This is a genomic window from Polynucleobacter sp. HIN8, assembly GCF_030297615.1.
In the GTDB taxonomy this organism is placed as follows: Bacteria; Pseudomonadota; Gammaproteobacteria; order Burkholderiales; family Burkholderiaceae; genus Polynucleobacter.
On the sequence record NZ_AP028139.1, the window covers coordinates 701,763 to 727,726 of the forward strand.

At 47.2% G+C, this 25,964-nt stretch carries 29 protein-coding genes; 18 read left to right on the top strand and 11 right to left on the bottom strand.

Annotation, left to right across the window (positions count from 1 at the left end; translation table 11 throughout):
- Positions 1-62 precede the first annotated feature (62 nt).
- Positions 63-257: a hypothetical protein gene (locus QUE65_RS03720; protein WP_286281989.1), complete on the bottom strand. Its 195-nt coding sequence runs from the start codon at positions 255-257 to the stop codon at positions 63-65.
- 83 nt (positions 258-340) lie between these two features.
- On the opposite strand from QUE65_RS03720, the gene QUE65_RS03725 reads away from it, so the two are divergent.
- The gene (locus QUE65_RS03725) at positions 341-790 is read left to right on the top strand and encodes a tetratricopeptide repeat protein (RefSeq protein ID WP_286281991.1); all 450 of its coding nucleotides are present in this window, start codon (positions 341-343) and stop codon (positions 788-790) included.
- Positions 791-795: 5 nt separating this feature from the next.
- On the opposite strand, the gene QUE65_RS03730 is transcribed toward QUE65_RS03725, so the two are convergent.
- On the bottom strand, positions 796-1,755 hold the full coding sequence (locus QUE65_RS03730) for a tripartite tricarboxylate transporter substrate binding protein (protein WP_215372008.1): 960 nt from the start codon (positions 1,753-1,755) through the stop codon (positions 796-798).
- A gap of 72 nt (positions 1,756-1,827) precedes the next feature.
- Complete coding sequence (locus QUE65_RS03735) at positions 1,828-2,895, bottom strand: tartrate dehydrogenase (protein WP_286281992.1); 1,068 nt, start codon at positions 2,893-2,895, stop codon at positions 1,828-1,830.
- 124 nt (positions 2,896-3,019) lie between these two features.
- Between QUE65_RS03735 and QUE65_RS03740 the strand changes: the two genes are divergently transcribed.
- From QUE65_RS03740 to ppc, 5 genes are read left to right on the top strand one after another with little or no spacing between them, the layout of a single operon-like run.
- Positions 3,020-4,027 carry a class 1 fructose-bisphosphatase gene (locus QUE65_RS03740; RefSeq protein ID WP_286281994.1) on the top strand — a complete coding sequence of 336 codons (1,008 nt, stop codon included), beginning with the start codon at positions 3,020-3,022 and terminating at the stop codon, positions 4,025-4,027.
- Positions 4,028-4,047: 20 nt separating this feature from the next.
- On the top strand, positions 4,048-6,042 hold the full coding sequence (gene tkt, locus QUE65_RS03745) for a transketolase (protein WP_286281995.1): 1,995 nt from the start codon (positions 4,048-4,050) through the stop codon (positions 6,040-6,042).
- Between the two features lie 8 nt (positions 6,043-6,050).
- Positions 6,051-7,115: a class II fructose-bisphosphate aldolase gene (gene fba, locus QUE65_RS03750; protein ID WP_215372015.1), complete on the top strand. Its 1,065-nt coding sequence runs from the start codon at positions 6,051-6,053 to the stop codon at positions 7,113-7,115.
- A 30-nt stretch (positions 7,116-7,145) separates the two neighbouring features.
- Positions 7,146-8,168, top strand: coding sequence for a type I glyceraldehyde-3-phosphate dehydrogenase (gene gap, locus QUE65_RS03755; RefSeq protein ID WP_286281996.1), 1,023 nt, complete (start codon positions 7,146-7,148; stop codon positions 8,166-8,168).
- 4 nt (positions 8,169-8,172) lie between these two features.
- Positions 8,173-10,983 (top strand): phosphoenolpyruvate carboxylase, encoded by a 2,811-nt coding sequence (gene ppc / locus QUE65_RS03760; protein ID WP_286281997.1) that lies wholly within the window; start codon positions 8,173-8,175, stop codon positions 10,981-10,983.
- A gap of 10 nt (positions 10,984-10,993) precedes the next feature.
- Here ppc and QUE65_RS03765 read toward each other — a convergent pair whose 3' ends face one another.
- Complete coding sequence (locus QUE65_RS03765; protein WP_215372021.1) at positions 10,994-11,842, bottom strand: ion transporter; 849 nt, start codon at positions 11,840-11,842, stop codon at positions 10,994-10,996.
- Positions 11,843-11,923: 81 nt separating this feature from the next.
- Here QUE65_RS03765 and QUE65_RS03770 point away from each other — a divergent pair, with 81 nt between their 5' ends.
- Positions 11,924-13,057 carry an alanine--glyoxylate aminotransferase family protein gene (locus tag QUE65_RS03770; protein WP_286281999.1) on the top strand — a complete coding sequence of 378 codons (1,134 nt, stop codon included), beginning with the start codon at positions 11,924-11,926 and terminating at the stop codon, positions 13,055-13,057.
- Between the two features lie 278 nt (positions 13,058-13,335).
- A complete protein-coding gene (locus QUE65_RS03775) occupies positions 13,336-14,520 on the top strand; it encodes a pyridoxal-phosphate-dependent aminotransferase family protein (protein ID WP_286282000.1) in 1,185 nt (394 codons plus the stop codon).
- On the opposite strand, the gene QUE65_RS03780 is transcribed toward QUE65_RS03775, so the two are convergent.
- Together QUE65_RS03780 and QUE65_RS03785 are read right to left on the bottom strand one after the other, a co-directional pair.
- Positions 14,521-14,829: a chaperone modulator CbpM gene (locus QUE65_RS03780; protein WP_286282001.1), complete on the bottom strand. Its 309-nt coding sequence runs from the start codon at positions 14,827-14,829 to the stop codon at positions 14,521-14,523.
- 11 nt (positions 14,830-14,840) lie between these two features.
- Positions 14,841-15,782 carry a DnaJ C-terminal domain-containing protein gene (locus QUE65_RS03785; RefSeq protein WP_286282003.1) on the bottom strand — a complete coding sequence of 314 codons (942 nt, stop codon included), beginning with the start codon at positions 15,780-15,782 and terminating at the stop codon, positions 14,841-14,843.
- A gap of 70 nt (positions 15,783-15,852) precedes the next feature.
- Between QUE65_RS03785 and yjgA the strand changes: the two genes are divergently transcribed.
- Both yjgA and QUE65_RS03795 read left to right on the top strand, forming a co-directional pair.
- On the top strand, positions 15,853-16,368 hold the full coding sequence (gene yjgA / locus QUE65_RS03790; protein ID WP_286282005.1) for a ribosome biogenesis factor YjgA: 516 nt from the start codon (positions 15,853-15,855) through the stop codon (positions 16,366-16,368).
- A complete protein-coding gene (locus QUE65_RS03795; protein ID WP_215372034.1) occupies positions 16,369-16,839 on the top strand; it encodes a methyltransferase family protein in 471 nt (156 codons plus the stop codon).
- 27 nt (positions 16,840-16,866) lie between these two features.
- Here QUE65_RS03795 and QUE65_RS03800 read toward each other — a convergent pair whose 3' ends face one another.
- Positions 16,867-17,862 (bottom strand): substrate-binding domain-containing protein, encoded by a 996-nt coding sequence (locus QUE65_RS03800; protein WP_286282009.1) that lies wholly within the window; start codon positions 17,860-17,862, stop codon positions 16,867-16,869.
- Between the two features lie 75 nt (positions 17,863-17,937).
- Between QUE65_RS03800 and QUE65_RS03805 the strand changes: the two genes are divergently transcribed.
- Positions 17,938-18,753: an ABC transporter substrate-binding protein gene (locus QUE65_RS03805; protein WP_286282010.1), complete on the top strand. Its 816-nt coding sequence runs from the start codon at positions 17,938-17,940 to the stop codon at positions 18,751-18,753.
- A gap of 1 nt (position 18,754) precedes the next feature.
- Here QUE65_RS03805 and QUE65_RS03810 read toward each other — a convergent pair whose 3' ends face one another.
- Complete coding sequence (locus QUE65_RS03810) at positions 18,755-19,900, bottom strand: alpha-hydroxy acid oxidase (protein ID WP_215372039.1); 1,146 nt, start codon at positions 19,898-19,900, stop codon at positions 18,755-18,757.
- Positions 19,901-19,998: 98 nt separating this feature from the next.
- Between QUE65_RS03810 and QUE65_RS03815 the strand changes: the two genes are divergently transcribed.
- The 6 genes from QUE65_RS03815 (at position 19,999) to QUE65_RS03840 (ending at position 24,096) form a co-directional block, all read left to right on the top strand.
- Positions 19,999-20,700: a haloacid dehalogenase type II gene (locus tag QUE65_RS03815; RefSeq protein WP_286282013.1), complete on the top strand. Its 702-nt coding sequence runs from the start codon at positions 19,999-20,001 to the stop codon at positions 20,698-20,700.
- A 67-nt stretch (positions 20,701-20,767) separates the two neighbouring features.
- Positions 20,768-21,043, top strand: a complete 276-nt coding sequence (locus tag QUE65_RS03820) for a heavy-metal-associated domain-containing protein (RefSeq protein WP_215372043.1) — start codon at positions 20,768-20,770, stop codon at positions 21,041-21,043.
- Between the two features lie 29 nt (positions 21,044-21,072).
- On the top strand, positions 21,073-21,333 hold the full coding sequence (locus QUE65_RS03825; protein ID WP_215372045.1) for a SemiSWEET transporter: 261 nt from the start codon (positions 21,073-21,075) through the stop codon (positions 21,331-21,333).
- A gap of 33 nt (positions 21,334-21,366) precedes the next feature.
- A complete protein-coding gene (locus QUE65_RS03830; protein ID WP_286282016.1) occupies positions 21,367-22,152 on the top strand; it encodes a DUF748 domain-containing protein in 786 nt (261 codons plus the stop codon).
- A 14-nt stretch (positions 22,153-22,166) separates the two neighbouring features.
- Positions 22,167-23,216, top strand: coding sequence for a selenide, water dikinase SelD (selD, locus tag QUE65_RS03835; RefSeq protein ID WP_286282017.1), 1,050 nt, complete (start codon positions 22,167-22,169; stop codon positions 23,214-23,216).
- A 238-nt stretch (positions 23,217-23,454) separates the two neighbouring features.
- Entirely contained in the window at positions 23,455-24,096 is a 642-nt protein-coding gene (locus QUE65_RS03840; RefSeq protein ID WP_286282018.1) for a hypothetical protein, read from the top strand.
- 3 nt (positions 24,097-24,099) lie between these two features.
- On the opposite strand, the gene QUE65_RS03845 is transcribed toward QUE65_RS03840, so the two are convergent.
- Entirely contained in the window at positions 24,100-24,399 is a 300-nt protein-coding gene (locus tag QUE65_RS03845) for a hypothetical protein (protein WP_286282019.1), read from the bottom strand.
- A gap of 35 nt (positions 24,400-24,434) precedes the next feature.
- Between QUE65_RS03845 and QUE65_RS03850 the strand changes: the two genes are divergently transcribed.
- On the top strand, positions 24,435-24,845 hold the full coding sequence (locus tag QUE65_RS03850; RefSeq protein ID WP_286282020.1) for a thiol-disulfide oxidoreductase DCC family protein: 411 nt from the start codon (positions 24,435-24,437) through the stop codon (positions 24,843-24,845).
- Here the strand turns inward: QUE65_RS03850 and QUE65_RS03855 are convergent.
- Both QUE65_RS03855 and QUE65_RS03860 read right to left on the bottom strand, forming a co-directional pair.
- Complete coding sequence (locus QUE65_RS03855) at positions 24,830-25,429, bottom strand: MOSC domain-containing protein (protein ID WP_286282021.1); 600 nt, start codon at positions 25,427-25,429, stop codon at positions 24,830-24,832. The genes QUE65_RS03850 and QUE65_RS03855 overlap by 16 nt on opposite strands.
- A 55-nt stretch (positions 25,430-25,484) precedes the next feature.
- Positions 25,485-25,622, bottom strand: a complete 138-nt coding sequence (locus tag QUE65_RS03860; protein ID WP_215372058.1) for a hypothetical protein — start codon at positions 25,620-25,622, stop codon at positions 25,485-25,487.
- Positions 25,623-25,964: the final 342 nt, after the last annotated feature.

Consider the following 25,964-nt stretch of genomic DNA (forward strand, 5'->3'; position numbering starts at 1 on the left):
GATTGTTGCCATTGGCGCCATGGTCGCTATCCGGAATATGAATCGCCGGAAATAAGTGTTACCTAGGAATCGCTTTTGCGTTTTTTACCCAAAAACGATTCCACGATGATGGAGCAAAATACTGCCCCGAGAAGGGCGGTAATCACGGCCATGATCGGCCCACTGATTTGCATGCCAAACTCGTAGCCAAATTTTAGGCCAACGCCCACCGCAACTAGGTAGGGGATCAAAAAGAGATAGTTGCGAGGATTCTTCATAGGCATCATCTTAGCGGGAGACGTTCTGATCAGCAATTTTGGTCGAGTTGGATCATAATGATTCATCATTTGGAGGATCCATCATGGCGATCAAACGTTTTGCTATTACTGTTTTCTCAATCGTGTTTTCATTGAGCGCGATCGCAGCAGATACGACCCCAAGTGAGTCAGCTCCCTCTTGGCAAGCGGATGCGCAAAAAGAGATTAAGGCAAATAATTATGATGCTGCCATCAAAACACTACTTGCAGCCAATCAACCCAATTCAGCAGATTGGAATAACCTGCTCGGTTATGCGCAACGCAAAAAGACCCCGCCGGATCTAGCTGCTGCGGAGCGCTACTATCAGGCGGCGTTGAAGATTGATCCAAAACATCGTGGCGCCTTGGAGTACTACGGTGAGTTGTTTTTAATGAAAAACGATTTAGCCGGTGCCGAACAAATGCTGGCAAGACTCAATAAGGCCTGCTTTTTACCTTGTGAGGAGTATCGAGATCTTAAGGACGCAATCGCAAAGTACAAGGCAAAAAAATAATTTCCCTACTTAATCATCCCAGCATTCTTTGCATCCTCCATCGCTAGAGGAGTTTTCTCCTTCATAAAGGCAGGAATTTTATTAACTGGGATATCCACCACAACAAATCCCATATCCTCTAGCCGTTTTTTAGCTTCAGGATCAGCATTGAGTTTGCCGATAAAGTCTGACATTTTTTCTTGAAGAGCGAGAGGCGTTGATTTAGGCATAGCAACTCCTCGATACGCACCATCAACCCAATTAAGCCCCAACTCTTTAAAGGTTGGAACATCGGGTAGTGCGGGATGCCTTTTCTCAGTAGCGATTGCAAGAGTTCTAACCTTACCTTTTTGCTGAATCGCTAAAGGAAGATAGCCCATGGCTCCGCTAACATGCATTCCGATCAGAGAAGAGACCAAATCACCAGTCCCTTTAAATGGAACATATTCCACTTTGATACCAGCTAATTTATTGAAACGTTCGGTTGCCATGTGATTTGCAGAGAATTGAGCTGAACCTGCAAGGGTTAATTTCCCTGGATTTTTCTTGGCTGCTGCAACAAAATCTTGAAAGGTTTTGTAGGGGCTATCGGCAGAAACCATTAGGGCATCAGGCGTAAAGTGGTAATAGTAAATTGCATTAATGTCAGCAGTTTTGTATTGAATACCCTCTTGCAATGGTTGCAAAATAGTATGCGGAATATTGACGCCGATGATGTTTGTGCCATCCGCAGGGTAGGTGTTTAACTGACTCCAAACCATCGCACCACCAGCGCCAGAGCGATTAATCACAATCATTGGCTGATTATATTTTTTGATCGCAATGTCAGCCTGAATTCGGGCCACTATGTCAGATTCTCCACCCGCCGGAAATGGAATAATGTATTGAATTTGTTTGTCGATAATAGGTTGCGCGTGCGCACCACCAAAACCGAATACAAAAAAGATCAAAGCAAGTTGCTTAAAAATACCGATCGTTTTATTCATGGCATTCTCCTTAGGTTTTATTAAGTATTCACGATAAAGATCAAATTTCGTCTTGGTATGAACCCTAAGCACTCAAGAATGAATAGCTTTTATCACTGCATTACTGACGTCAATCATTTTGGCTTGCCCACCTAAATCGCGAGTATGAAGTATGGGATTGGCAGTGACCCCTTCGATCGCCTGCATGAGTAGCTTTGATGCTTCATTTTCACCAAGATGGTCAAGCATCAAGACAATCGACCAAAAAGTACCAATAGGGTTTGCTAAACCTTGTCCCATAATGTCAAAGGCAGATCCATGAATCGGTTCAAACATCGATGGATAGCGGCGCTGGGGATCAATATTACCGGTTGGGGCAATTCCCAAACTGCCTGCTAATGCAGCAGCTAAATCGCTTAAAACATCAGCATGTAAGTTACTTGCCACAATCGTATCTAGAGAGCTCGGTTTATTAATCATGCGGGCGGTTGCGGCGTCTACCAATTCTTTATCCCATTGCACATCTGGGAAATCACGGGCTACCTCACAAGCAATTTCATCCCACATTACCATTGCATGGCGTTGAGCATTTGATTTCGTTATCAGTGTTAATTTTTTTCTTGGTCGTGATCGCGCTATTGCAAAAGCAAAACGTTGAATGCGTTCGACTCCAACACGAGTCATGATGCTAATATCGGAGGCAACTTCAATGGGGTGACCTTGATGAGCCCGTCCTCCAAGACCAGAATATTCACCTTCTGAATTTTCGCGGACGATCATCCAATTAAGATCTTCGGGTTGACAATTTCTTAATGGCGTTTGAATTCCAGGCAATATACGGGTTGGGCGAATATTGGCATATTGGTCAAAGCCTTGACAAATTTTGAGGCGTAGGCCCCACAAAGTAATGTGATCTGCAATCTTTGGATCCCCAGCCGAACCAAATAAGATGGCATCTTTGTTACGTAAATGATTTAGACCATCCTCAGGCATCATGATTCCATGTTTGCGGTAATAGTCACCTCCCCAATCAAAACGTTCGAAGTCAAACTTCATCTGAGGAAAGCGCTTTTCAAGGGCAGCTAGAATTTTTTCGCCTTCGGGGATCACCTCTTTTCCGATTCCGTCACCGGGAATGGATGCAATTTTGTATGTTTTCATGCGCACTAAATCGTTTGTTCTAGAAGGTTTGAGGTTAACAGAAACCGATTTATCAAAAAAGGTGCGCTAACCAAAATATCTGAGAAAATAGAGTTTTAATTAATGAGTCAAAAGACCCGCCACCATGCCAGCAGGGAGAATCACGCTTTTAGAGTATCTACGCCAGCAATCGGCCCAGCATCAATCTCTTCACCCTGATCTTGGTAAGCTTGTTCTAGAAATTGCTAAAGCAGTTCAAGAAATTGCCGTATTGACTTCCCAAGGAGCACTCGCTGGGGTGCTGGGTAGCTTAGAAAGTCAGAACGTTCAGGGTGAGACCCAAAAGAAATTGGATGTTCTCTCCGATGAGATTCTGATTCAGACCTTTCAATCCGGTAATTTAGTTGCCGGAATTGCATCCGAAGAAAACGATGAACCACTGAGTAATCCTAAGGGCGGCTCTTTTTTATGTCTCTTTGATCCACTCGATGGCTCATCCAATATTGATGTCAATGTTTCAGTCGGAACCATTTTTTCAATACTGTCTGCAATCCCGAACACCACGCTTACAGTGAGTGATTATTTGCAAGTGGGGCGCAAACAGATCGCAGCAGGGTATGCGATTTATGGGCCAGCAACGATGCTAGTTTTTAGTTTGGGTCACGGTACACACGGCTTCACCTTGGATGCAGTATCGAGTGAATTCATACTGACACATCCTGATATTCAGGTTCCTGCGGATACTAGTGAGTTTGCCATTAACGCTAGCAATGAGCGCTTTTGGGAGCCACCCGTGAGTCGCTACATCAGTGAATGCAAGCAAGGTAAAACCAGCGTGCGGGGGCGTGACTTCAATATGCGCTGGATTGCGAGTATGGTGGCAGATGTGCATCGGATCTTGATGCGCGGTGGGGTATTCATGTATCCAAAGGATACGAAGGATCCAAGCAAGCCAGGGCGCCTGCGTCTGATGTACGAGGCCAATCCTATGACCTTTGTGGTGGAGCAGGCAGGCGGCCTCGGTTCCACTGGACGTCAACGCATCTTGGACGTTCAACCGGAAAGTATTCATCAGCGGATCCCAGTAATTCTTGGGTCTAAAAATGAAGTAGAGCGTATTGAGAACTATCACCGCGATCATGATCGCGCGTAACACCAACCACACGAATGGATATGAGTACATCATCACTTAATCGTCGCGAACTGGCCAACGCCATTCGCTTTTTGGCCATCGATGCCGTTGAAAAATCCAAGTCGGGTCATCCTGGCGCACCGATGGGAATGGCAGACATTGCCGAGGTGTTATGGCGCGATCACTTGCAGCATAATCCTGCCGATCCGGCATGGATTAATCGGGATCGCTTTGTGCTTTCCAATGGCCATGGATCGATGCTGATCTATGCCTTACTGCATCTCACCGGTTATGCCGTCAGTATTGACGATATTCAGAAGTTCCGACAGTTGCACAGCATCACGGCTGGCCACCCCGAAGTCGGCATCACGCCTGGTGTAGAAACCACCACTGGTCCACTTGGTCAAGGCCTTGCCAATGCGGTAGGGATGGCCTTAGCCGAATCGCTACTCGCTAAGCGCTTTAATCGCCCTGGCCATTCCATCATCAATCATCACACCTACACTTTCTTGGGGGATGGTTGTCTGATGGAAGGCGTCAGTCATGAGGCCTGCTCACTGGCAGGAGTCTGGGGCTTAAATAAACTGATTTGCTTTTATGACGACAACGGCATCTCGATTGATGGGCATGTTGATGGTTGGTTTAGAGACGATACCGCCAAGCGGTTTGAGGCCTACGGTTGGAATGTCATTGGCCCCATTGATGGTCACGACACTAACGCAATTACACAAGCCATCGGGCAAGCAAAGAGCAAGTCCAAGCGCCCCAGCCTGATTATTTGTAAGACCACGATTGGATGGGGAGCCCCCAATATGGCGGGCACGCATGATGTACATGGTGCGCCCTTGGGTGAGAAGGAAGCCCACGCAACGCGCCAAGCATTAGGCTGGACCCACGCGCCGTTTGTGATCCCTGCATCCATCAAAGAGGCATGGAGTGCTCTTGCAGCGGGCAAAGCCAAACAAGCTGCTTGGAATGAGGCGTTTGCCAACTACCAGCGTGAGTTCCCTGAGCTTGCTAAAGAGTTACTGCGCCGCGTTGGCGAGACCTTCCCTGAGGGTTGGGCGAACACCAAATCACAACTCTTTGCCAGCATGAAAGCCATCGAGGCACCGACAGCCAGTCGCAAGTCATCGCAACAGGCCTTAGAGGTTTTGGTCCCAGCCTTGCCTGAGCTCTTGGGTGGTTCAGCCGATCTCACCGGTTCCAACCTAACCGCTGCGAAAGCCAGTGTCACCTGGCATCAAAAGCCCGATCAAGTGGCCAACTATCTGTCATACGGCGTTCGTGAATTTGGTATGAGTGCCATCATGAATGGCATTGCATTGCATAAAGGCTTCATTCCTTATGGTGGCACCTTTGCGGTGTTCTCGGATTACGCCCGCAATGCCATGCGCATGAGTGCTCTCATGCACCAGCGTGTCATTTATGTGCTCACGCACGACTCCATTGGTTTGGGTGAGGATGGACCGACCCATCAACCGATTGAACATGCCTCTAGCTTGCGATTGATTCCGAATCTTGATCTCTGGCGCCCTTGCGATGGATTTGAAACCGCTGTTGCATGGACTGCTGCCATTGAGCGTACCGATGGACCTAGCGCACTCTTTTTATCTCGCCAAAATTTACCTCAGCTCACCCAAGCAATTACGGAGGCCCAGGTATTAAAGGGTGCTTATGTCTTATCAGATGCTCCCAATCCTGAGGCAGTGCTGATTGCAACCGGCTCCGAAGTGAGTCTGGCGATGCAAGCCCAAGCACTCTTACGTACTAAGGGTAAGTCGGTGCGCGTGGTATCCATGCCGTGCACCTCGGCCTTTGATCGTCAGTCTCGAGCGTGGCAAGACGAGGTCTTACTCAAGGGTGTGCGACGAATTGCGATTGAAGCCGGACAGGGTGATTTGTGGTGGAAGTATGTCGGCTTAGATGGTGCTGTCGTTGGTATCAATCGGTTTGGAGAATCCGCACCCGCACCCGCGGTTTATCAAGCCTTAGGTGTTACCGTTGACCGTATTGTTGAACTTGTTTTGTCCTAGAGGAAAAAATGGCATTAATTTCATTAAGACAGCTTTTAGACCACGCCGCTGAGCATCATTACGGATTGCCAGCATTTAATGTGAACAATATGGAGCAGATCCATGCCATCATGCAGGCCGCTGAGCAGGTCGATAGCCCGGTCATTTTGCAGGCCTCGGCAGGTGCACGAAAATACGCTGGGGAGCCATTCCTTCGTATGCTGGTGCATGCAGCGGTTGAGCAATACCCCCATATCCCAATCTGTATGCATCAAGACCACGGCGCCTCGCCTGCAGTCTGCCAAGCCTCGATTCGCAGTGGCTTTTCTAGTGTGATGATGGATGGTTCGCTAAAAGAGGATGCTAAGACCCCGGCTGACTTTGCCTATAACGTGGATGTGACCCGTCGGGTTGTGGATATGGCGCATGCCGTTGGTGTTTCAGTGGAAGGTGAGCTGGGTTGCTTGGGTTCTTTGGAAACTGGACAGGCCGGTGACGAGGATGGCAGTGGCGCAGAGGGTGTGCTCGATCACTCGCAGCTCCTCACCGATCCCGATGAGGCAGCTGAGTTCGTTGCTAAGACGCAAGTGGATGCGCTAGCGATTGCCATTGGTACCAGTCATGGAGCGTATAAGTTCACCAGACCCCCCACTGGTGATATTTTGGCAATTGATCGTATTAAAGCGATTAATCAACGCATACCCAATACGCATTTAGTGATGCATGGATCGTCAAGCGTACCGCAAGAGTGGTTAGCAATTATTCGTCAGCATGGCGGCACTATTAAAGAGACCTACGGTGTGCCAGTGGAAGAGATTGTTGAAGGGATTAAGCATGGTGTGCGCAAGATTAATATCGATACCGATATTCGTTTAGCGATGACCGGTGCAATACGGAAATTTTTCTCAGAGCATCCAGAGGAATTTGATCCTCGCGCTTTCTTGAAAGTTGCCACAGCCGCTGCCAAAGGAATTTGTGAGGCGCGTTTCAAATCGTTTGGGTGTGCAGGGCAAGCCAGCAAGATTAAGGTGATCCCTTTGGAAAAGATGGCAGTGCGCTACGCCAAGGGAGAACTAAAAGCGATTGTGCAGTAATGATTGAGTAAAAGGAATAAAGAGGAAAACATGACGATCCGAGTTGCAATTAATGGATATGGCCGGATTGGCCGGATGGTATTGCGTGCGCTCTACGAAGAGGCGATGCAGAATAAAAAACGCGATATCCAAATCGTCGCAATTAATGCGATGGGTGATATTGATATCAACGCACATCTCACCCAATACGACTCTGCCCATGGTCGTTTTCCTGGAACAGTGAGCATCGATGGCGATTACATGGTGGTCAATGGCGATCGAATTCGGATGTATTCGACCCGTAATCCCCTCGAAACCCCATGGGGCAAAGAGAGTGTTGATCTGGTGCTTGAGTGTTCCGGTAAGTTCACCTCCAAAGAAAAGGCCATGGTGCACATTCAGCAGGGCGCCAAGAAGGTGTTGATCTCAGCCCCCGGTGAAAAGGATGTGGATGCCACGATTGTGTATGGCGTCAATGAGAAGGTCTTAAAACCCACCGATGTGGTGGTCTCTAATGCAAGTTGCACCACCAATTGCTTGGCACCCCTCGTTAAGCCGCTGCTGGAGAAGATTGGAATTGAATCTGGCCTCATGACCACGATTCATGCGTTTACCAATGATCAAGTACTCACCGATGTGTATCACAAGGATAAACGTCGGGCGCGTTCAGCGGTGAGTAGCATGATCCCCACCAAAACCGGTGCTGCAAAAGCGGTTGGTCTAGTGCTACCAGAATTGGCTGGCCGCTTTGATGGCTTTGCGATGCGCGTACCTACTATTAATGTCTCAGTCGTTGATCTCACCTTTATTGCCAAGCGTCCTACCTCGGTCGATGAAGTTCATCAAATACTCAAGGCGGCCAGTGAGCATGAGCTCAAAGGCATACTGGGCTTTAATACCTTACCGCTGGTATCAATTGATTTCAATCACGATCCCCGACCCAGTATTTATGACGCCTCGCAAACGCGGGTTTCTAGCGATGGCAAGTTAGTCAAGGTCTTGGCGTGGTACGACAACGAATGGGGCTACTCCGTACAAATGCTCAATGCGGCACAAGCCCTGATGGCGGTATAAGGCATTGGTCAGTCGACCCTCTACCCGAAAACAAGACCCCGACTCGGCCTTGGTTGACGATATTCGTCTACTAGGGCGCATCTTAGGGGACGTGATTCGGGAGCAAGAGGGCGTTGCAATATTCAATTTGATTGAGCAGATCCGGGTCTTATCGGTCCGGTTTCATCGCCATGCTGATGAGAATGCCAATAAAGAGCTTAAGAAGCTTTTAAAAGGATTAAGTGCCGATGATGCAGTGAAGGTCATCCGAGCCTTTACCTATTTCAGTCACTTAGCAAATTTGGCAGAAGACCGGCATCAGCTACGCCGTCAAGCTGCACAAGAGCGCATTGCTGGCCAACAGCCCGGCAGCATTGATTTAGCTTTAGAGCGGATTCATGCAGCAGGTATTAGTAAGGCAACGATTGTTAAGACCCTCGCTGATAGTTATTTGTCACCCGTGTTAACCGCACACCCAACTGAGGTGCAGCGTAAAAGTATTTTGGATGCGGAGCGGAGCATTGCCCAACTCTTACTTACCCGTGATCAGATTAAAGATCGAGCGAAAGCCTATCAGCTAAAAAAAGATTTGCTGTGTGAGCGCGAGCTTGCAAATAATGAATTACAAATTAAAGCGCGTGTAATTCAGTTATGGCAAACCCGTTTATTGCGCTATACCAAACTGAAGGTTGCGGATGAAATTGAAAACGCCTTGAGTTACTACGAGGCCACTTTTTTACGAGAGATTCCAAAGCTCTATGCTGAGCTAGAAGATCGCCTTGGACAATCCCATATCGCATCGTTTTTACGCATGGGTCAGTGGACTGGTGGCGATCGGGACGGTAATCCCAATGTCACTTCCCAAACCTTGGAATATGCTTTAAAGCGCCAGGCCGAGATGATTTTGCGGCACTACTTAACCGAAGTTCATTACCTAGGAACGGAGCTCTCGCTCTCTGCACTCTTGGTGGGATTTCCTAGGGCAATGCAAGCCTTGGCGAATCGCTCTCCCGATGAGAATGAGCATCGCATGGACGAGCCCTATCGACGAGCATTAACTGGCATTTACTCGCGACTCGCGGCCACATTAAAAGATCTGACTGGCGGTGATGCAGCAAGGCACGCTGTGCCTCCTCAAAATCCATACCAAAGTGCCCAAGAATTCTTAGGTGATTTGCAGATCATTGAGAGCTCATTGCGATCCCACTCTGCTGAGGCGCTCATTAATCAACGCCTTCGAGCACTTATCCGTGCAGTTGAGGTGTTTGGATTTCATTTGGCCACTGTGGACTTGCGCCAGAGCTCAGATCAGCATGAGGAAGTATTGCAAGAGTTACTCGCTGTTGCCAAGATAGAGAAAAACTACCGAGCTTTAGATGAGCCTGCTAAACAGGCTTTATTGATTCGCTTACTGAATGAGGCACGACCCTTGCAGGTGGTTGGCGCAGAGTATTCCCCGCACACGATCAGTGAGCTTGCTATTTTTGCGCTTGCCAAACGTTTGCGTGAGCGCTTTGGTGCCGATGCGATTCGGCACTACATCATTAGTCATACGGAGACCGTCAGCGATTTACTAGAGGTCATATTGTTGCAAAAAGAGCTAGGTCTCATGCATGGCACCTTGGATTCGAAAGCAAGTATTGATCTGATTACTGTGCCTCTATTTGAGACCATTGAAGATTTGCGCAATGCTGCACCCATCATGCGGGACTTTTATGCCTTGCCGGGCATCGCCAATCTAGTGAAGCGTTCGGGTGCCGAGCAAGACATTATGTTGGGCTATTCGGATAGCAACAAAGACGGCGGGATCTTTACCAGCAATTGGGAGTTGTACCGCGCTGAGATTGCCTTGGTGGAGCTCTTTGAGCGCTTAGCCAATAGCCACAATATTCAGCTGCGTTTATTTCATGGGCGTGGTGGAACGGTTGGGCGTGGCGGTGGACCGAGTTATGAAGCTATTCTGGCGCAGCCACCGGGGACGGTCAGAGGCCAAATTCGCTTGACGGAGCAAGGTGAGGTGATCGGCTCCAAATACGCCAATCCAGCGATTGGCAGGCAAAATTTGGAGGCATTGATTGCAGCAACCCTTGAGGCAACTCTATTGCAGCCAACCAAGCCCGCGACCCCATTATTTCTAAAAACCGCCGCCCTGATTTCAGAGTCCAGCATGCGGGCCTACCGCCGCTTGATCTATGAAACTGAGGGCTTTGCAGAATACTTTTTCCAGGCCACGCCGATTCGTGAGATTGCCGAACTCAACATTGGTTCACGACCTGCATCCCGCAAAGCGACACAGCGTATTGAGGATCTTCGAGCCATTCCATGGGGCTTCAGTTGGGGGCAGTGTCGCTTAACACTGCCTGGATGGTTTGGCTTTGGATCTGCCATCTACGCGTTATTGCACGATGGCCAACCAAAAGAGCGAGCTACAAACTTAGCCCTATTAAAACGCATGTATCGACAGTGGCCATTTTTTCGAACCCTCTTGTCGAATATGGATATGGCTTTATCCAAAGCAGATCTTGACCTTGCAGCACTTTACAGTGAGCTCGTTGCTGATGCGCGCTTACGCAAAAAAATCTTTACAGCCATGTGTGCAGAGTGGGACAAGACAATTGCGGCACTCGAGCAAATCACCGGGGAGAAGCAGCGTTTGGCAAATAATCCGATCTTGGCCAGGTCCATTCGCCATCGCTTTCCTTACATTGACCCATTGCATCATATTCAGGTTGAGTTAGTCAGACGTTATCGTGCCGGGCAAAGCGACGAGCGCCTCAAGCGTGGTATCCACTTATCGATTAATGGAATCGCTTCAGGTTTGCGCAACACAGGATAAATGAAGCGAATTACTTGTGGTGGTCGGAGGGAAGCTCAACCCCGCACGCTCGACAGTATTTATCGCTTGCATTGAGGTCATCGGCTAAACAGTTCGGACAGGTTCGAGGATCCAAATCTGGCCGATGACGACGCAATGCCATTTCGCTGGTCACAATTCCAGTTGGAACAGCTAATGTGCCCCAGCCCATCAGCATCATGGCCGAGGCAATCAATTTTCCCAAATCAGTTTTTGGGGTGATGTCACCGAAACCAACGGTGGTCATGGTTGTAATCGCCCAATAAATGCTTATTGGAATACTAGTGAACCCATGCTCTGGACCTTCAACCACATACATCAGCGTTCCCATCACCATCACAATCATTAGCACAACCGATAGAAACACCATGATTTTGCGCCGACTGGCAGCCAGGGCATTTGCTAGGTGGGTGTATTCAACCAAGAAACTAGTAAGCTTGAAGATTCGGAATATGCGCAGAAGGCGCAAGATGCGAACATCGATGAGCGAATGTAACTCGGGAAAGAAGAGCGCGAGGTAGGTGGGTAGAAATGCCACAAGATCAATGATTCCAAAAAAGCTTAGCGCATACTTGCGTCGATCAGGAGCGCAGTAGAGTCGTGCAATGTATTCAATGGTGAAGATGAAGGTAAAAAACCATTCCAAGGAAAAGAGGATGGTATGAAATTTTGCCGATATGCTTTGTACACTATCGAGCACCACTACCAAAATTGAGAACAGAATGACAAAGATCAGAATCCGGTCAAACAGTCGACCGGCACGGGTATCGGACTCAAAAATAACCCGATACAAAGTCTCTTTGAGGCTCTGAGGTTCGTGGTTCCGAGGCTTGGCGGTCATATCGGCCCTAGTGGTTTAAAACAATTAGAATAACGGTTTAACACGTAATCATTAATTTAGCCTAAATAAGAAGGAATTTGCATGCCAGGCCTTTTGCCCAATGTAGACCCGGATGGTCTATTGGAATTCTCGGTGGTGTACACCGACCGTTCTTTAAATCACATGTCGGCGGAATTCAAAAAAGTGATCACCGACATTTCAGCAATTCTTAAGGATGTTTATCAAGCGCATTCAACCATTGTGATTCCTGGAAGTGGGACCTACGGCATGGAAGCAGTGGCTAGGCAATTTGCTCCTGGCAAAAAATGTTTGATTCTTCGTAATGGTTGGTTCAGTTATCGCTGGACGCAAATTTTTGATCTCGAGCAGTTCACCCAAGATGTGCACGTTATTAAGGGTCGCCAAGTTGAGCATACTGCTCAGGGTGCGTTTGCACCTCCTCCGATTGAGGAGGTTGTTGCCTTTATTCAAAAAGAAAAGCCTGATGTCGTATTCGCTCCCCATGTTGAAACCTCTGCTGGGATTATCTTGCCTCCCGAGTATTTAAGAGCCATTGGTGACGCAGTGGAATCGGTCGATGGACTATTTGTATTGGATTGCATTGCTTCTGGTGCGATGTGGGTTGATATGAAAGCCAGTAAGGTTGATGTCTTAATTAGTGCCCCACAAAAAGGGTGGAGTAGTTCCCCATGTTGTGCCTTGATTGGTCTCTCTCTGCGCGCACGGCAAAAAATTGAGCAAACCCAAAGTAATAGTTTCTCGATTGATCTTAAAAAGTGGTTGCAGATCATGGAAACCTATGAAAAGGGTGCACACGTTTATCACACCACGATGCCAACGGATGCGCTAAAGATTTTGCGTAATGCCATGAAGGAGACTCAGTCCCATGGATTTGATTACCTCAAGCAGCAACAGATTGAGTTAGGTAACCGGGTAAGAGCTTTAATGGTTGGTAAGGGTTTTCCGAGCGTAGCCGCGGCTGGATATCAAGCGCCATGTGTTGTGGTCAGCTACACCACTGATCCAGATATGCAGTCCGGTAAGAAGTTTATGGAAGTTGGTTTGCAAACTGCTGCGGGTGTTCCGTTGCAAGTCGGCGAGGGTCCCGAGTTTAGAACCTTCCGACTCGGGCTATTTGGCCTAGAGAAGCTTTTGCATATTGAGCGTGCCATCACACACCTCGAAGCTGCGATGGATAAGATCACAGCAAAGTAATTATTTTTCAATCTTTAAGACAGCAAAGGCAGCTTGCAGGCGCTTGGAGTAAACCTCCTTTAGCGCCTTTACTTTTTCTAGGGTTCACGACCAACACATCATTTGAGTTGTGATTCTTATTTGCTACCTGTCAGCCTGGATTGACAGGCTATTGCATCCAATTGGCTTGATAGCCAATGTCCTATACAGGTCAAGGCAAAACAGCGCTGAAACTGGTATAAATGGGGCTTCGCTTTTTTAAAGCCATTGCCAATTAAAACGACAACGACAGACAAAATATGCTGAAACTTGACCAACATCCATCGGGTAGACATTTTTTACACATTCCAGGACCCAGTCCGGTTCCCTCGCGGATTTTGCGTGCCATCAGTTATCAAACCATTGATCATCGCGGCCCTGAGTTTGGTGAGTTAGGTCTTCAGTTATTGGCTGGTATGCAAACCATTTTTAAGACGAAGCATCCAGTGATTATTTATCCCAGCTCAGGCACTGGTGCGTGGGAGGGTGCTCTTGTGAACACCTTATCACCGGGTGACCTCGTTCTCATGTATGAGACTGGTCATTTTGCAACCCTTTGGAATAAGTTAGCTCAACGTTTAGGAATCAAAACGGAGTTCATTGGCTTACCGGGTGCAGAGGGTTGGCGTCATGGAGTTGACGCTGCAAAAATTGAAGAGCGCTTAAAGGCAGATACAGGCCATCAAATTAAAGCAGTTTGTGTGGTTCATAACGAGACCTCAACAGGGGTTACATCCAATATCGCCGCTGTGCGCAAGGCCATTGATGCGGTAAAACATCCTGCACTCTTAATGGTCGATACGATCTCGGGCCTTGCCTCGGCAGATTTTCGTCATGATGAGTGGGGCGTTGATGTCACTGTGAGCGGCTCACAAAAGGGCTTGATGCTTCCCCCTGGGATTGGATTTAATGCGGTTTCACCAAAAGCGCTAGAAGCCAGTAAGCGCGCAACCTTGCCAAAAGCCTATTGGGCTTGGGATGAAATTCTGGAGTCCAATAAGACGGGTTATTGGCCCTCGACGCCTGCGACCAATTTACTTTATGGCTTACACGAAGCGATCGAGATGATTTTGAATGAAGGCATGGACAATGTGTTCGCTCGCCATCAGCGTCTTGCAAAAGCTTGCCGCGCAGCAGTGGAGGCATGGGGAATGGAAGTGCAGTGTAAGGACCCAGCGGTTTACTCGCCTGTATTAACTGGCGTGCGCACCCCAGAGGGTGTGGATGCTGATGCCCTGCGCAAATTAATCTTTGAGCGCTATAACCTGTCCCTTGGAACGGGCCTAGGTAAGGTGAAGGGTCAATTATTCCGCATTGGGCATTTGGGTGACTGCAATGAGTTATCTTTGCTTGCTGCTATCAGTGGATGCGAAATGGGCATGAACCGTTTTGGTATCAAGCTCAAGGGTAGTGGCGTTCTTGCTGCCCAAGAGGCCTTGCAATAACTACGGCTGATTGAGTTGTTTGCGAAGCGTTTCGATTTCCTCTAAGAGGTCAAGCGCTAAAGCAACGCCCGGTGTATTTACTTCGAGGTCTCGAACTAAACGACTAGCAATCTTGGCGCGTCGCAAGGAGTGACCGGTAAAGCGCCAATCACTCTGGTTTGAACCTTGTGGCTGCAAAACACCTTCGGCCACCCATTCTTCAATATGCGTATGAGTGATTGAACATGCTTGACAGATTTCAGTAACACTTAGATGCAGATGCTCTTCAACCACCACCCCCTCTAGCAATACAGAACGATTGGTATTCATATGGATAGCTCCTATACGTTTGCGCGTGGATTAAATGCGGCAAAGGACTTTGCCATCGCCTGGTAGGACTCTTTATCGGCATCGGTGGTTACTGGTGGGGTAACCAATCGAATGGTTGCATAAAGGTCACCTGGTTCTTGGCTCGGAATGCCTTTGCCCTTCAGGCGTAATTTCTTACCCGCCATGGTGTTGGCAGGTATGTTCAGTTCAACTTTGCCAGTTGGAATGGAGAGGTCTACCGTTGCCCCTAATGCCGCCTCCCAGGGAGCAAGGTTTAACTCCACCGTAACGTCTTTACCATCAACTTTGAAGTAGGGGTTCGGTTTGATCACAATCTCTAAATAGAGGTCACCCGCTTTGCCATTGCCAAATCCAGGACTTCCTTGACCAGCAAGGCGCAAATGTTGACCGCTTCGAATACCCTTGGGGATCTTGACCTCTAAAGTACGCTCTTGCATGCGAAGATGACCTTGATCGTCGAGTGTGGGCATTTTGAGTCCAATGCTCCGCTGCGCACCTAGATAGGAATCAACTAAATCAATCTCAATCTTGGCATGGTGATCTTCACCCGGAATATTGAGTTGAGCACTTTGTTGATTGGCTTGTTGGGCGCGGCGCCCAAAAATGGACTCAAAGAACTCGCTATGGTCAGGATTGGCATGATCACCCCAACCATTACCTCGAAACTCGTATCCAGAATCCCAGTTGGGTGGGGGATTAAAACCTTGACCTCCCGACCAGTTATTACCCATTTGATCGTAGGCAGATTTTTTCTCTGGATCTTTTAGAACTGCATAAGCCTCACCAATTTCTTTGAAGCGTTTTTCGGCATCCGTCTCTTTACTCACATCGGGATGGTATTTGCGAGCTAGTTTGCGATAGGCCTGTTTGATCTGATCAGGCGTCGCATCCCGTTCCAGGCCGAGTATTTTGTAATAGTCTTGATATTCCATGAAGGCAAAAGGGGGAGTCAATCAATAATGCTTGATTTTAATCGGATTGAACCATTCAGTAGAATGGGACATGGCTGAAATTGATCCTTTAATCGCAAACGATGATTTACCACCCAGTAAATCAGAGCTCAAACGTCAAATGGCCGAGCGCCAAAAATTAGCTGAGGCTTTAAGCACCCTCACAAGTGATGCGTTAAAGTCCATTCCAATCGATGAAGATTTGCGCGATGCGATTGCACAGACCTCAAAGGTTCGGTCCTTTGAGGGGATTCGGCGCCATAAGCAATACCTTGGTAAACGCATGCGCGCATTATCCGATGAGGATATTGTAGCCATCAAGAAACAACTTGAAGTCATTGAAGGGCCTGGTCGGGTCGAAACTGCCAAGTTACATCGTTTAGAGCGTTTGCGCGAACGCTTACTGCAAAGTGATGAGGCCTTGCAGGAGTTAATTACTAAGTATCCTGCGCTCGATATTCAGAGTATTCGTACTCTGATTCGAAATGCCAAGAAGGAACGCGAGGCCAATAAACCTCCAAAAGCCTATCGCGAGATTTTCCAATACCTTAGAGAGCTTGAGACTTAAATGAGTAAAACCAAGCACGATCGTGGCGCGATCTACGTATTCATTCAAGCAGTTTTATTAATCGCACTATTCTTTGGTCCGGCCGATCTGCTTGGTAAGCCAGAGACAATCCATTATCCCTTGTGGCTGATTGGTAGGGCTTTTTTCTACCTCGGTCTTGGAATTGCTATATGGGCTGCCATTTCTTTGGGCCCCAATTTGACCCCACTACCAAAACCCAAGCAAAACGGTGAATTAATTCAGACAGGAATTTACAAGATGGTGCGCCATCCCATTTATTTTGGGGTGATTATTCTGGGTTTTGGATGGGCAGCAACTGTGCAAAATTGGTATACCTTTATTGTGGCGCTCGCATTACTACTCTTCTTTGACATGAAGTCCCGCAAAGAAGAAGAGTGGCTATTGGAAAAGTTTCCAGACTATAAGGACTACCAACGGCGCACCAAGAAACTGATCCCACTAATCTATTAATCGATTGCCTGAAAATAACTAGCCGATTCATTTAAGCGCTTTATACCCTGGAGTTTTATTGGAACGATTCTGGATGGCTTTAATGAATGCGATCAAGGTTTTATTGCGCCTGAACTCTGGTTTCATGGCAAGGTAAAACGTTTCAGTCTCAAGTGGAATGAAGTGCAACTTGTACTCTTTGGCGATGTATTGCAACCCAATTCCGACGTCGGCTTGTTCAGCTAAGATGCTGGTCGCAACAGCGCTATGAGTAAACTCCTCGTGCCCATATCCTTTAATTAGTTTGGTCTTTAGGCCTTCGCGCTCTAAGAGTCGATCAAGTAATAGACGTGTACCCGCTCCCTTTTGTCGATTAATCATACGCACCTCGGGCCGAGCAAGATCTCGGATGGATTGAATCTTCAGCGGATTGCCTTTTGCTAACAATAATCCTTGAACGCGCTGCATTAAGGGGACGGTCACCAGACCAGCGCGGCGGAGGTGGTCTTCGATCGCTTTAATTTCAGCAGGATCCGATACATGAAAACCTGCAATGCTTGCTTTATTTTCGATCAGTCGATCCAGGGCATGTCCAGACCCCATCGTTTTATAGTCAATTTCATCAAATTTTGAATGAATTTGCTCAATGAGTGGGTCGTTACTGGTGCAAAAAATATAGCGATCAAGGATTTTTTCAAGATGTTTGGAGAGCTTCTCGCCAATATCCGCAGCTAAGCGCTGAGTCTCATTTGAAAGCTGTAAATCCAAGCGATCGAGCGAATGAATCAGTAATTGACCGGCGGGAGTAATTTTTGAGCCGTGCCCCTTAATCCGTTCTAATAGCTTACAGCCCAGTTCTTGTTCAGCCTCTCGCAGTTCATTCCAAACCGTTCGATAAGAGACATTGAGATCTTTTGCAGCAGCTGCAAGGGTACGCCCCTGATCCACACTGCGCAACAAATTACCAATATGCGTTAAGTCGAGGGTACGCTGATGGTAATTTGGGGTCTTCAGGAGGAGGGTGGGTTGGATCACGAGCTTCATATGAATATTTTTGCATATTGATTATTTAAATCGATCTCTTGATGATAAAACGTTTTCAACTCACTATTGATCATCATGAAAAATCTTCGTGCCATTGTTTCGGTACTGACCCTCTCACTCTTGCTGTCCACAGCTGCGTATGCACAAAAGAGCATCATTGTTTCTTCGACCACTTCGACGGAACAATCCGGTTTATTTGGCCACATCCTGCCACCGTTTGAGAAGAAAACAGGTATTCAGGTGAAAGTCGTTGCTGTTGGCACAGGACAAGCTTTAGATATTGGCCGTCGAGGGGATGCTGATGTGGTATTTGTTCATGACAAGGTCGCTGAAGAAAAATTTGTTGCTGAAGGCTTTGCCGATAAGCGCACTGAAGTCATGTTTAATGACTTTGTATTACTCGGACCGAAAAGTGACCCAGCTAAAGTTACTGGAGGTAAAGATATTCAAGCAGCGCTCAAGAAAATCGCCGATAGTAAGTCAACCTTTGTCTCTCGAGGCGATAAGAGTGGTACCCATGCAGCCGAGTTGCGGTATTGGAAGGGTGCGGACATTGCCGTGTCAGCGAATCTACCTTGGTATAAAGAAACTGGCTCTGGAATGGGTCCTGCATTAAATACAGCATCCGGCATGAATGGTTATATCTTGTCGGACCGGGCAACGTGGCTTACCTTTAAGAACCGCGGTGATCTAGCTATTCTGGTGCAAGGCGATCCAAAGCTCTTTAATCAGTATGGCGTGATGTTGGTGAGCTCTGCCAAGCACCCCAATGTGAAAAAAGCCGAAGGCCAGGCATTCGTGGACTGGATTACCTCAAAAGAAGGTCAAGATACGATTGCCTCCTACAAAGTAGGCGGTGAGCAGCTCTTTTTCCCAAACGCGAAGAAATAACTTAGTAAGTACCAGGCACCAAAATATCGTTGGTGACATTGTGGATATCACGGTGGCCAGTAAATGCCATCGTAAGATCCAGCTCCTTATGAATAATCTCTAAGCATTTTGTAACGCCAGGCCCACCCATGGCGCCAAGACCATAGAGAAACGAGCGACCAATCATCGTACCGCGGGCACCTAAGGCCCATGCTTTAAGAACGTCTTGACCAGAACGAATGCCGCCATCCATCCAAACCTCGATATCCTTACCAACCGCATCGACGATTGGTGGTAGTGCCTGAATACTCGACATTGCACCATCGAGCTGTCGGCCACCGTGATTCGAGACCACAATCGCATCAGCCCCCGATCCAACGGCAGCCCGCGCATCTTCTGGATCCAAAATACCTTTAATGATCAATTTGCCGTCCCAGTGTTTTTTAATCCACTCAACGTCACCCCAATTGAGGCCGGGATCAAATTGTTCGGCAGTCCATGATGACAGGGAGGACATATTCCCAACGCCGGTGGCATGACCAACAATATTTCTGAAGGTGCGACGTGGCGTTTGCAGCATCCCCATGCACCAACGCGGTTTGGTCATCATATTGATCATGTTTGGAATCGTGAGTTTCGGTGGTGCGCTTAAACCATTTTTAATATCTTTGTGACGCTGACCTAAAATTTGCAAGTCCAAGGTGAGTACGAGTGCCGAACATTTAGCAGCCTTGGCCCGTTCAATTAAGCGTTCAATAAAACCACGATCTTTCATGACGTAGAGTTGAAACCAAAATGGTTTCGTGGTTCGTTCGGCCACATCTTCAATCGAGCAAATGCTCATGGTTGACAAGCAGAAGGGGACTCCAAATTTCTCAGCAGCCTGTGCTGCCAAAATTTCCCCATCGGGGTATTGCATACCGGTTAAGCCAGTGGGCGCCAGCGCAACTGGCATTGCTACCTCTTGGCCGACCATCGTCGTTTTGGTGGTGCGATTTTGCATATTGACAGCCACCCGTTGACGTAACTTAATTTTCTGAAAGTCGGATTCATTGGCACGATAGGTGGACTCGGTCCAAGAACCCGAGTCTGCGTAGTCATAAAACATTTTGGGAGTGCGTTTTTGATGGAGAACGCGCAAGTCTTCAATATTGGTAATAATGGGCATGATGTATTTTTAAAGGTTAATACGATTGACTGTATCGGAGAGGCTTGGTATTTGTCTATTATGAATGATTCTAATCAAACCCAAACCCAAACCCCAAGATGAAACCAACTGTACTGGCTTTTGATGTATTTGGAACCGTAGTGGATTGGCATGGCTCAATTGCGGCTGAGGTTGCCCAACTCTTGCCCCAAGCTGACCCTATTGCCTTTGCCAGTGCCTGGCGATCTGGCTATAAGCCTGCCATGGCTCGAGTTCGTAGTGGCGAGCTCGGCTGGACTCGGATTGATGATCTACATCGAATGATCTTGGATCAAGTGCTGACTGAGCTAAAAATTGATCATCTGACAGAAGCCCAAAAGAAGCATCTCAATCTCGCCTGGCACCGATTAAAACCATGGCCGGATACGGTGCGTGGTTTAACACTCCTAAAACAAGACTTTACGATCGTCACTCTGTCCAATGGTAATTTAGGCCTACTTGCTAATATGGCAAAAAATGGCGGCTTACCTTGGGATCTAATTCTTTCGGCCGAAGTATTTCGCCACTACAAGCCGGATCCGCAGACCTATTTAGGCGTTTGCCAAACATTTGATTTAAAGCCACACGAGGTGATGTTGGTGGCTGCCCATAAAGACGATTTAGAAGCGGCTCATGCATGCGGTCTCCAAACGGCATTTATTGAACGCCCTAATGAGTTTGGACCAAAGGTAACCCGAACAGACCTTGGGCAAGAGTCCTGGACGACCTACCATGCCAAAGACTTTATTGATCTAGCAGCGCAACTCAAGGCCGCCTCATAAATAATGATCTAGATCAAACCAAAACCCAAAAAAAAGATCATACTTAAAGAAATTACCGGAGGATTCTATGGCAAATCTAACCATTGAAATTGAGAACCTAAAATGCGGCGGTTGTGAGAACACCATCGTCAAAGGCTTAAAAGCGATTTCTGGAGTTCAAGCAGTCACGGTCGATCATGCAAACCGAGCCGTTGTTCTGGATGCCGACTCTAATTTGCGCCAGCAGATTGTCGATAAGTTGCTGAGTATGGGCTACCCTGAAAAGGGATCTGTAGCGGGTCTTGATAAAGGGATTGCGACCGCTAAATCATTTGTGAGTTGCGCAATCGGCCGTATCAGCTAAGCCATTCATCAATCGGCTAAGATGCCAAGATGTTTCATATTGACATCATTGGCTACTTCGCTGCTTTACTGACCACCTTTTCCTTTCTTGTTCAGGCCATTCAATCCTGGCGAACAAGAGACCTCTCAGGCATCTCGGTGGGCATGTACAGCATGTTTACCCTTGGGGTGGGATTGTGGCTCATTTATGGGATTGTGATTGAGAGTTGGCCCTTAATTGTGACCAATGCGTTGACTTTCCTGTTTGCCCTGAGCATCTTGCTCATGAAATTAAAACAAATGTCAAAATAGCAGAGTGCGCACTGTTATGACTCAATTCTGATAATGAAAATTCTCAAAATGCTTGTACTCTTGATCGGATTGGCGATAGCAATTGCCATTGGTGTTGCGTATTACACGGTTAGTAAATTAGATGGCTATGTGAAGAGCTCAATTGAGAACTACGCCACGCAATCCTTGGGAACAAAGGTAACCGTTGGCGAGGTCAATATTAGCTTGCGTCAAACCCGTGCAAGCATCACTAATCTTGAAGTAGCAAATCCCCCGGGTTTTGCAGGGACTCATGCATTTAAAGCGGGGTTGATCGAGATTCAACTTAATCCGAAGGAGTCTAAACTCGATTCGGTTGTCATTGATCGAGTGCTCTTGAGCCAGCCTAGTGTGCAGTATGTCAAAACCAAAGATTCTGACAATCTATCGGTTTTGCAAAATAATGCAAAGCAATACAGTTCAACCAATCAAAAAGAAGATGCTCAAAGCAAAGCAGGTAAAGCCGGCGATTCTAAGCAGCCACGCATCTTAATTAAGCAGTTTGATATTCAGGGGGCGGATCTAATTTATCAGGATATGAGAATCTTAGGTACAAGCGTTAACCTTAAGTTAGATGACATTCAAATCACTAATATTGATACTGGTAAGGATGGGGCGGGAACTAAAGAAGCGGTTGGAAAAATTATCGATGCCATTATTCCCGTGGTGAAGAATGCTGCGCTCAAAAGCGTCAACACCTATTTGAATATCGCGACGGATACATTACGGAATGTCACCGACAGTGCGCAGCAATACGGTAAGGATGCCATTACCAACATCAAAAAGTTGTTTCAAAAATAATTCGTGAATAACTCATGACTCTCAATGCATATAACGGCCGCCTGACCTCACTCTCGCATGGAGGTGGCTGCGGCTGCAAAATTGCGCCTGGTGTCTTAAGTGATATCTTGCGTGCCTCACCCCTCAAAATGATTCCAGAGTCTTTGTTAGCGGGCTCAGAAAATAATGAGGATGCCGCGGTTTATCAAATTAATGATCACCAAGCGATTGTGGCCACTACGGATTTCTTTATGCCAATCGTCGATGATCCCTATGATTTTGGTCGAATTGCGGCCACCAATGCGATCTCAGATATCTATGCAATGGGCGCTCAACCCCTATTTGCACTGGCATTACTTGGTATGCCAATTAATGTATTACCTCTAGAGGTGATTCAGAGAATCATTGCGGGTGGGGAATCGGTTTGCCATGCGGCGGGTATTCCGATTGCTGGTGGGCATTCCATTGATACCGTTGAGCCCATCTATGGCTTGGTGGCGATTGGCATTGTTGATCCAGCCAACTTAAAACGCAATAGCGGTGCGCAAGCTGGAGACGTAATTATTTTGAGTAAACCCCTTGGAGTCGGTATTTTGAGTGCCGCACTAAAGAAAGAACGTCTTTCTGCTAAAGGGTACGAGGCGATGATTACCTATACAACGCAGCTAAATCAGCCAGGCATTGCACTCTCGAAAATGCCAGAGGTTCATGCCTTGACGGATGTCACGGGCTTTGGCTTAGCAGGGCATCTTTTGGAGATGAGTCGTGGAGCTAATCTTCAAGCTAACTTGACTTGGCATGATATTCCAGTCATTGCCGAGGCAGTGGAGTTTGTTAAAGAAGATATCTATACCGGAGCGTCTACACGTAATTGGCAAGGCTATGGGGGCGAGGTTTCGTTTGGTCCGGCTATCGAAGTGTGGCAACAGCATTTAATGACCGATCCGCAAACCAGCGGCGGTCTCTTGATTGCCTGCGCACCTGAAGCTAAAGACCAAGTTCTGAATTTACTCCACCACTCGGGGTTTCATGAGGCGAAATCGATCGGCCATTTTGGAAGTGGTCAAGGCCTTGCGATGACTTAGGAATAAAGCTGGGTCGTTGCGTTGGTCAATTACCTTAAAACTAGCTACAATCAAATCATTATTTATTCAAAGTAAAGGTTTCGCTATGAAAAACCAGAATTTTGCAGCTTGTTTTCAGTCGTTCATACAAAATATGATGGCTTCCCCCATGAAGCGAGGAGAGTGGTTTTTGCAGTTGATGATTGAAAAGCGTGATCAGCGCTTGAGTAAAAAAATCTATTAATGTTGCTCTGATCGAATGCGATCAATCATGACCCGATGGGGCACACACCTGGCTGTGTGCCTTTTTGTTTTACCCATCAGTGTATCAGCAGCGGGTCTTGCCGATGTGGTTGGTGAGGGACAGATCCGTTTTCTGAAAACCAAGCCTGATCCCAATTCATATACCTATGAATCGAAGGTAACGATCCTAGAGACCAGTCTTGATTCTGGTTTGGTACAAATTCAGACCTGCCATAAAAAATTAGATCCAATTCGTAAGGTGGTCATTCTGTTTAACAAAGACCGAATCCGGGATATTCAAGTGCGGACCATGGATGGCATCGCAATGGCTGAGGTCAGAGACAATCGCGTGACCTTAAGTGAGGTACAAAAAGGTGGATCGATTTGCATTGATTTGCAGTCAAAAGCGCTGGATTCTCTTGGTAATGGTCTTTATCAACTCAATGCTGGTCCCTTGATGCGCAGACTCTTTGATGGCTATTTACCCATGACCGCAAACATGAAGTTCTCATGGCCAGATAAGCTTCTTGCAGTTCAAGAAACTAAACCAGCGAGTCAAGATGGCGTTGATATTAAGTCCGCTAATGATGGTCTGGAGATGGACTTAGTATTTGCCGGAAAAATGACCGCACAGATTTTGCTAAAGCGCTCCGATTAAGGTCTAGAGCTTTTCACAGCGGTATTGCTCAGAGCCGATGGCTAAGCGTGATTCGCTCTGAATTAATTGTGCGATGGACGCTTTGACGTCACCGACCTTGCAGTTTTCATCGAAGTAGCTGACTAGACCAAGGCTTCCACAAAAGCGCAACTGGCGATCACTAATCTTCATGGTGGATTGCTGCAAAACCATCACTACTTTTTTGCTGGAGTCGTTCTCAGGAACGCAGTTCCAAGTGGTGTAATCAGCCTGACTACATGCCATCAGAGCAAAAATAAGGGGTAGGAAGAAAAAAAAGCGCATTTACAGGACAATGGAATTTAAATTCGATCTATTGTATGAGCCAAACCCTGTTACCGCTAACCCTGTTCTATGATGGCGCCTGTCCACTCTGTCAGGCAGAGATTCTTTATTTACAAAGACGCAATCAACGGCAATTACTCCAATTTATTGATGTCAATAGCAGTGCATTCGATCCAGAGCGCGTTGGCGTCTCGTGTCAGGCTGCGCTCGATCAGATGGTTGGACAAATTGAGGGGCAGGCTGCGATTCATGGTGTCCCTGTATTTGCAGAAGCTTATCGGCGCGCTAATTTACCGATCTTGGCTTGGATTTTTTCAAGAAAAACTTTTAGACCCATCTTGAATCTGGCATATCGAATCTTTGCAAAAAATCGCCATGCAATATCAGGCGCCATCGGCCCCTTTGCTTTAAAACTGGTTCAGCGAATTAATCAATCACCTCGATGAAGTAGTGCGCGATTTTGTTGGGCGATTGAGCATTCGCGAGGCCCGGGAATGACCGTAATTGCATCACCGGCTTTTAGGAATCCGGCCTGAAGAACCCGAAGGTACCAACCGCTGCGAGCATCTTGGATCATTGCCTTTGCCGCTGTTGCAACACCCGTCTTCGCAGTGAATTTATAGCAAGGCTCGCGTAATTTAGTAACCGCGCATTCAACGGCTCCAATGCGAAGGCGATCACCAACGTAGACATCGTGCTCGCTTAATCCGCTAATCGTTAGATTTTCACCAAGGTAGCCGTGCTCTAAATGGATGGATTGGCCTTTAGCTTCTGAAAAAAGCGAGGACCAAAATGGATAGTGTTCTTGTGGATACATATAGAGGGCTTTTTCAGTCCCGCCATGAGCTTGGGGATCAGCTTGTTCATCGCCAACAATTCCGGCTCTTGTTACTTCGATTAATTGAGGATTAGTCAGTGTACTAATCGGCGTTTTGTAAATACCTGACATGATTGTGCGAAGCTCATTGTCATCGCGAACCCATATGGGTTTTACCAGTCCAGTACTAATGGTTTCTAGACGAATTGACATAGCCCATTATGCCGAAGAAAGCCCCAAGCTCAAACTCGGGGCTACAGGGATTGGCTTACTTCTTCTCGGCGCGAATCGATTGATCGCACTCGCGAATGCTATGGTTATAGCGGGGATGGTGATTATTTTTGTCGAGTGACGCTTTGCAATCGGCGATGGAATAACGCACATTCGCTGGATTGGAATTTGACATAAAGACTCCTTTATTGATGATTAAAAAAGTCAGGAAAAGTCCTGCGAAAGGAATATAGGGCTCTGCCCGTGAAAATTCAAGGGCGATCGATTAAGATCAAACGATGAACTGGTTAAAGAGGCTTCCCCCATCACGTCGAGAACCGCCTGGCTTTGAGTGGGTCATTTTGCGCTTTACGCCAAAGCTGATGTTCTATGGCACCTGCATATTTGTTATACCGCTCGCCATTTTGTAATACGGCTTAGAGCCCAGCGGATCATCCAAGCTCTGGGAGCTCTATTTAATAGCGGGACTCATCTTCTTCTGGACAATGCTTTTCACTGCCGCTTTATGTGCCTTTAT

What these genes read in the sequence shown, in the direction of transcription:
- QUE65_RS03720 (WP_286281989.1), bottom strand. Translation starts at nt 257, where the DNA reads ATGAAGAATCCTCGCAACTATCTCTTTTTGATCCCCTACCTAGTTGCG.
- QUE65_RS03725 (WP_286281991.1), top strand. Translation starts at nt 341, where the DNA reads ATGGCGATCAAACGTTTTGCTATTACTGTTTTCTCAATCGTGTTTTCA.
- QUE65_RS03730 (WP_215372008.1), bottom strand. Translation starts at nt 1,755, where the DNA reads ATGAATAAAACGATCGGTATTTTTAAGCAACTTGCTTTGATCTTTTTT.
- QUE65_RS03735 (WP_286281992.1), bottom strand. Translation starts at nt 2,895, where the DNA reads ATGAAAACATACAAAATTGCATCCATTCCCGGTGACGGAATCGGAAAA.
- QUE65_RS03740 (WP_286281994.1), top strand. Translation starts at nt 3,020, where the DNA reads ATGCCAGCAGGGAGAATCACGCTTTTAGAGTATCTACGCCAGCAATCG.
- tkt (WP_286281995.1), top strand. Translation starts at nt 4,048, where the DNA reads ATGAGTACATCATCACTTAATCGTCGCGAACTGGCCAACGCCATTCGC.
- fba (WP_215372015.1), top strand. Translation starts at nt 6,051, where the DNA reads ATGGCATTAATTTCATTAAGACAGCTTTTAGACCACGCCGCTGAGCAT.
- gap (WP_286281996.1), top strand. Translation starts at nt 7,146, where the DNA reads ATGACGATCCGAGTTGCAATTAATGGATATGGCCGGATTGGCCGGATG.
- QUE65_RS03765 (WP_215372021.1), bottom strand. Translation starts at nt 11,842, where the DNA reads ATGACCGCCAAGCCTCGGAACCACGAACCTCAGAGCCTCAAAGAGACT.
- QUE65_RS03770 (WP_286281999.1), top strand. Translation starts at nt 11,924, where the DNA reads ATGCCAGGCCTTTTGCCCAATGTAGACCCGGATGGTCTATTGGAATTC.
- QUE65_RS03775 (WP_286282000.1), top strand. Translation starts at nt 13,336, where the DNA reads ATGCTGAAACTTGACCAACATCCATCGGGTAGACATTTTTTACACATT.
- QUE65_RS03780 (WP_286282001.1), bottom strand. Translation starts at nt 14,829, where the DNA reads ATGAATACCAATCGTTCTGTATTGCTAGAGGGGGTGGTGGTTGAAGAG.
- QUE65_RS03785 (WP_286282003.1), bottom strand. Translation starts at nt 15,782, where the DNA reads ATGGAATATCAAGACTATTACAAAATACTCGGCCTGGAACGGGATGCG.
- yjgA (WP_286282005.1), top strand. Translation starts at nt 15,853, where the DNA reads ATGGCTGAAATTGATCCTTTAATCGCAAACGATGATTTACCACCCAGT.
- QUE65_RS03795 (WP_215372034.1), top strand. Translation starts at nt 16,369, where the DNA reads ATGAGTAAAACCAAGCACGATCGTGGCGCGATCTACGTATTCATTCAA.
- QUE65_RS03800 (WP_286282009.1), bottom strand. Translation starts at nt 17,862, where the DNA reads ATGAAGCTCGTGATCCAACCCACCCTCCTCCTGAAGACCCCAAATTAC.
- QUE65_RS03805 (WP_286282010.1), top strand. Translation starts at nt 17,938, where the DNA reads ATGAAAAATCTTCGTGCCATTGTTTCGGTACTGACCCTCTCACTCTTG.
- QUE65_RS03810 (WP_215372039.1), bottom strand. Translation starts at nt 19,900, where the DNA reads ATGCCCATTATTACCAATATTGAAGACTTGCGCGTTCTCCATCAAAAA.
- QUE65_RS03815 (WP_286282013.1), top strand. Translation starts at nt 19,999, where the DNA reads ATGAAACCAACTGTACTGGCTTTTGATGTATTTGGAACCGTAGTGGAT.
- QUE65_RS03820 (WP_215372043.1), top strand. Translation starts at nt 20,768, where the DNA reads ATGGCAAATCTAACCATTGAAATTGAGAACCTAAAATGCGGCGGTTGT.
- QUE65_RS03825 (WP_215372045.1), top strand. Translation starts at nt 21,073, where the DNA reads ATGTTTCATATTGACATCATTGGCTACTTCGCTGCTTTACTGACCACC.
- QUE65_RS03830 (WP_286282016.1), top strand. Translation starts at nt 21,367, where the DNA reads ATGAAAATTCTCAAAATGCTTGTACTCTTGATCGGATTGGCGATAGCA.
- selD (WP_286282017.1), top strand. Translation starts at nt 22,167, where the DNA reads ATGACTCTCAATGCATATAACGGCCGCCTGACCTCACTCTCGCATGGA.
- QUE65_RS03840 (WP_286282018.1), top strand. Translation starts at nt 23,455, where the DNA reads ATGCGATCAATCATGACCCGATGGGGCACACACCTGGCTGTGTGCCTT.
- QUE65_RS03845 (WP_286282019.1), bottom strand. Translation starts at nt 24,399, where the DNA reads ATGCGCTTTTTTTTCTTCCTACCCCTTATTTTTGCTCTGATGGCATGT.
- QUE65_RS03850 (WP_286282020.1), top strand. Translation starts at nt 24,435, where the DNA reads ATGAGCCAAACCCTGTTACCGCTAACCCTGTTCTATGATGGCGCCTGT.
- QUE65_RS03855 (WP_286282021.1), bottom strand. Translation starts at nt 25,429, where the DNA reads ATGTCAATTCGTCTAGAAACCATTAGTACTGGACTGGTAAAACCCATA.
- QUE65_RS03860 (WP_215372058.1), bottom strand. Translation starts at nt 25,622, where the DNA reads ATGTCAAATTCCAATCCAGCGAATGTGCGTTATTCCATCGCCGATTGC.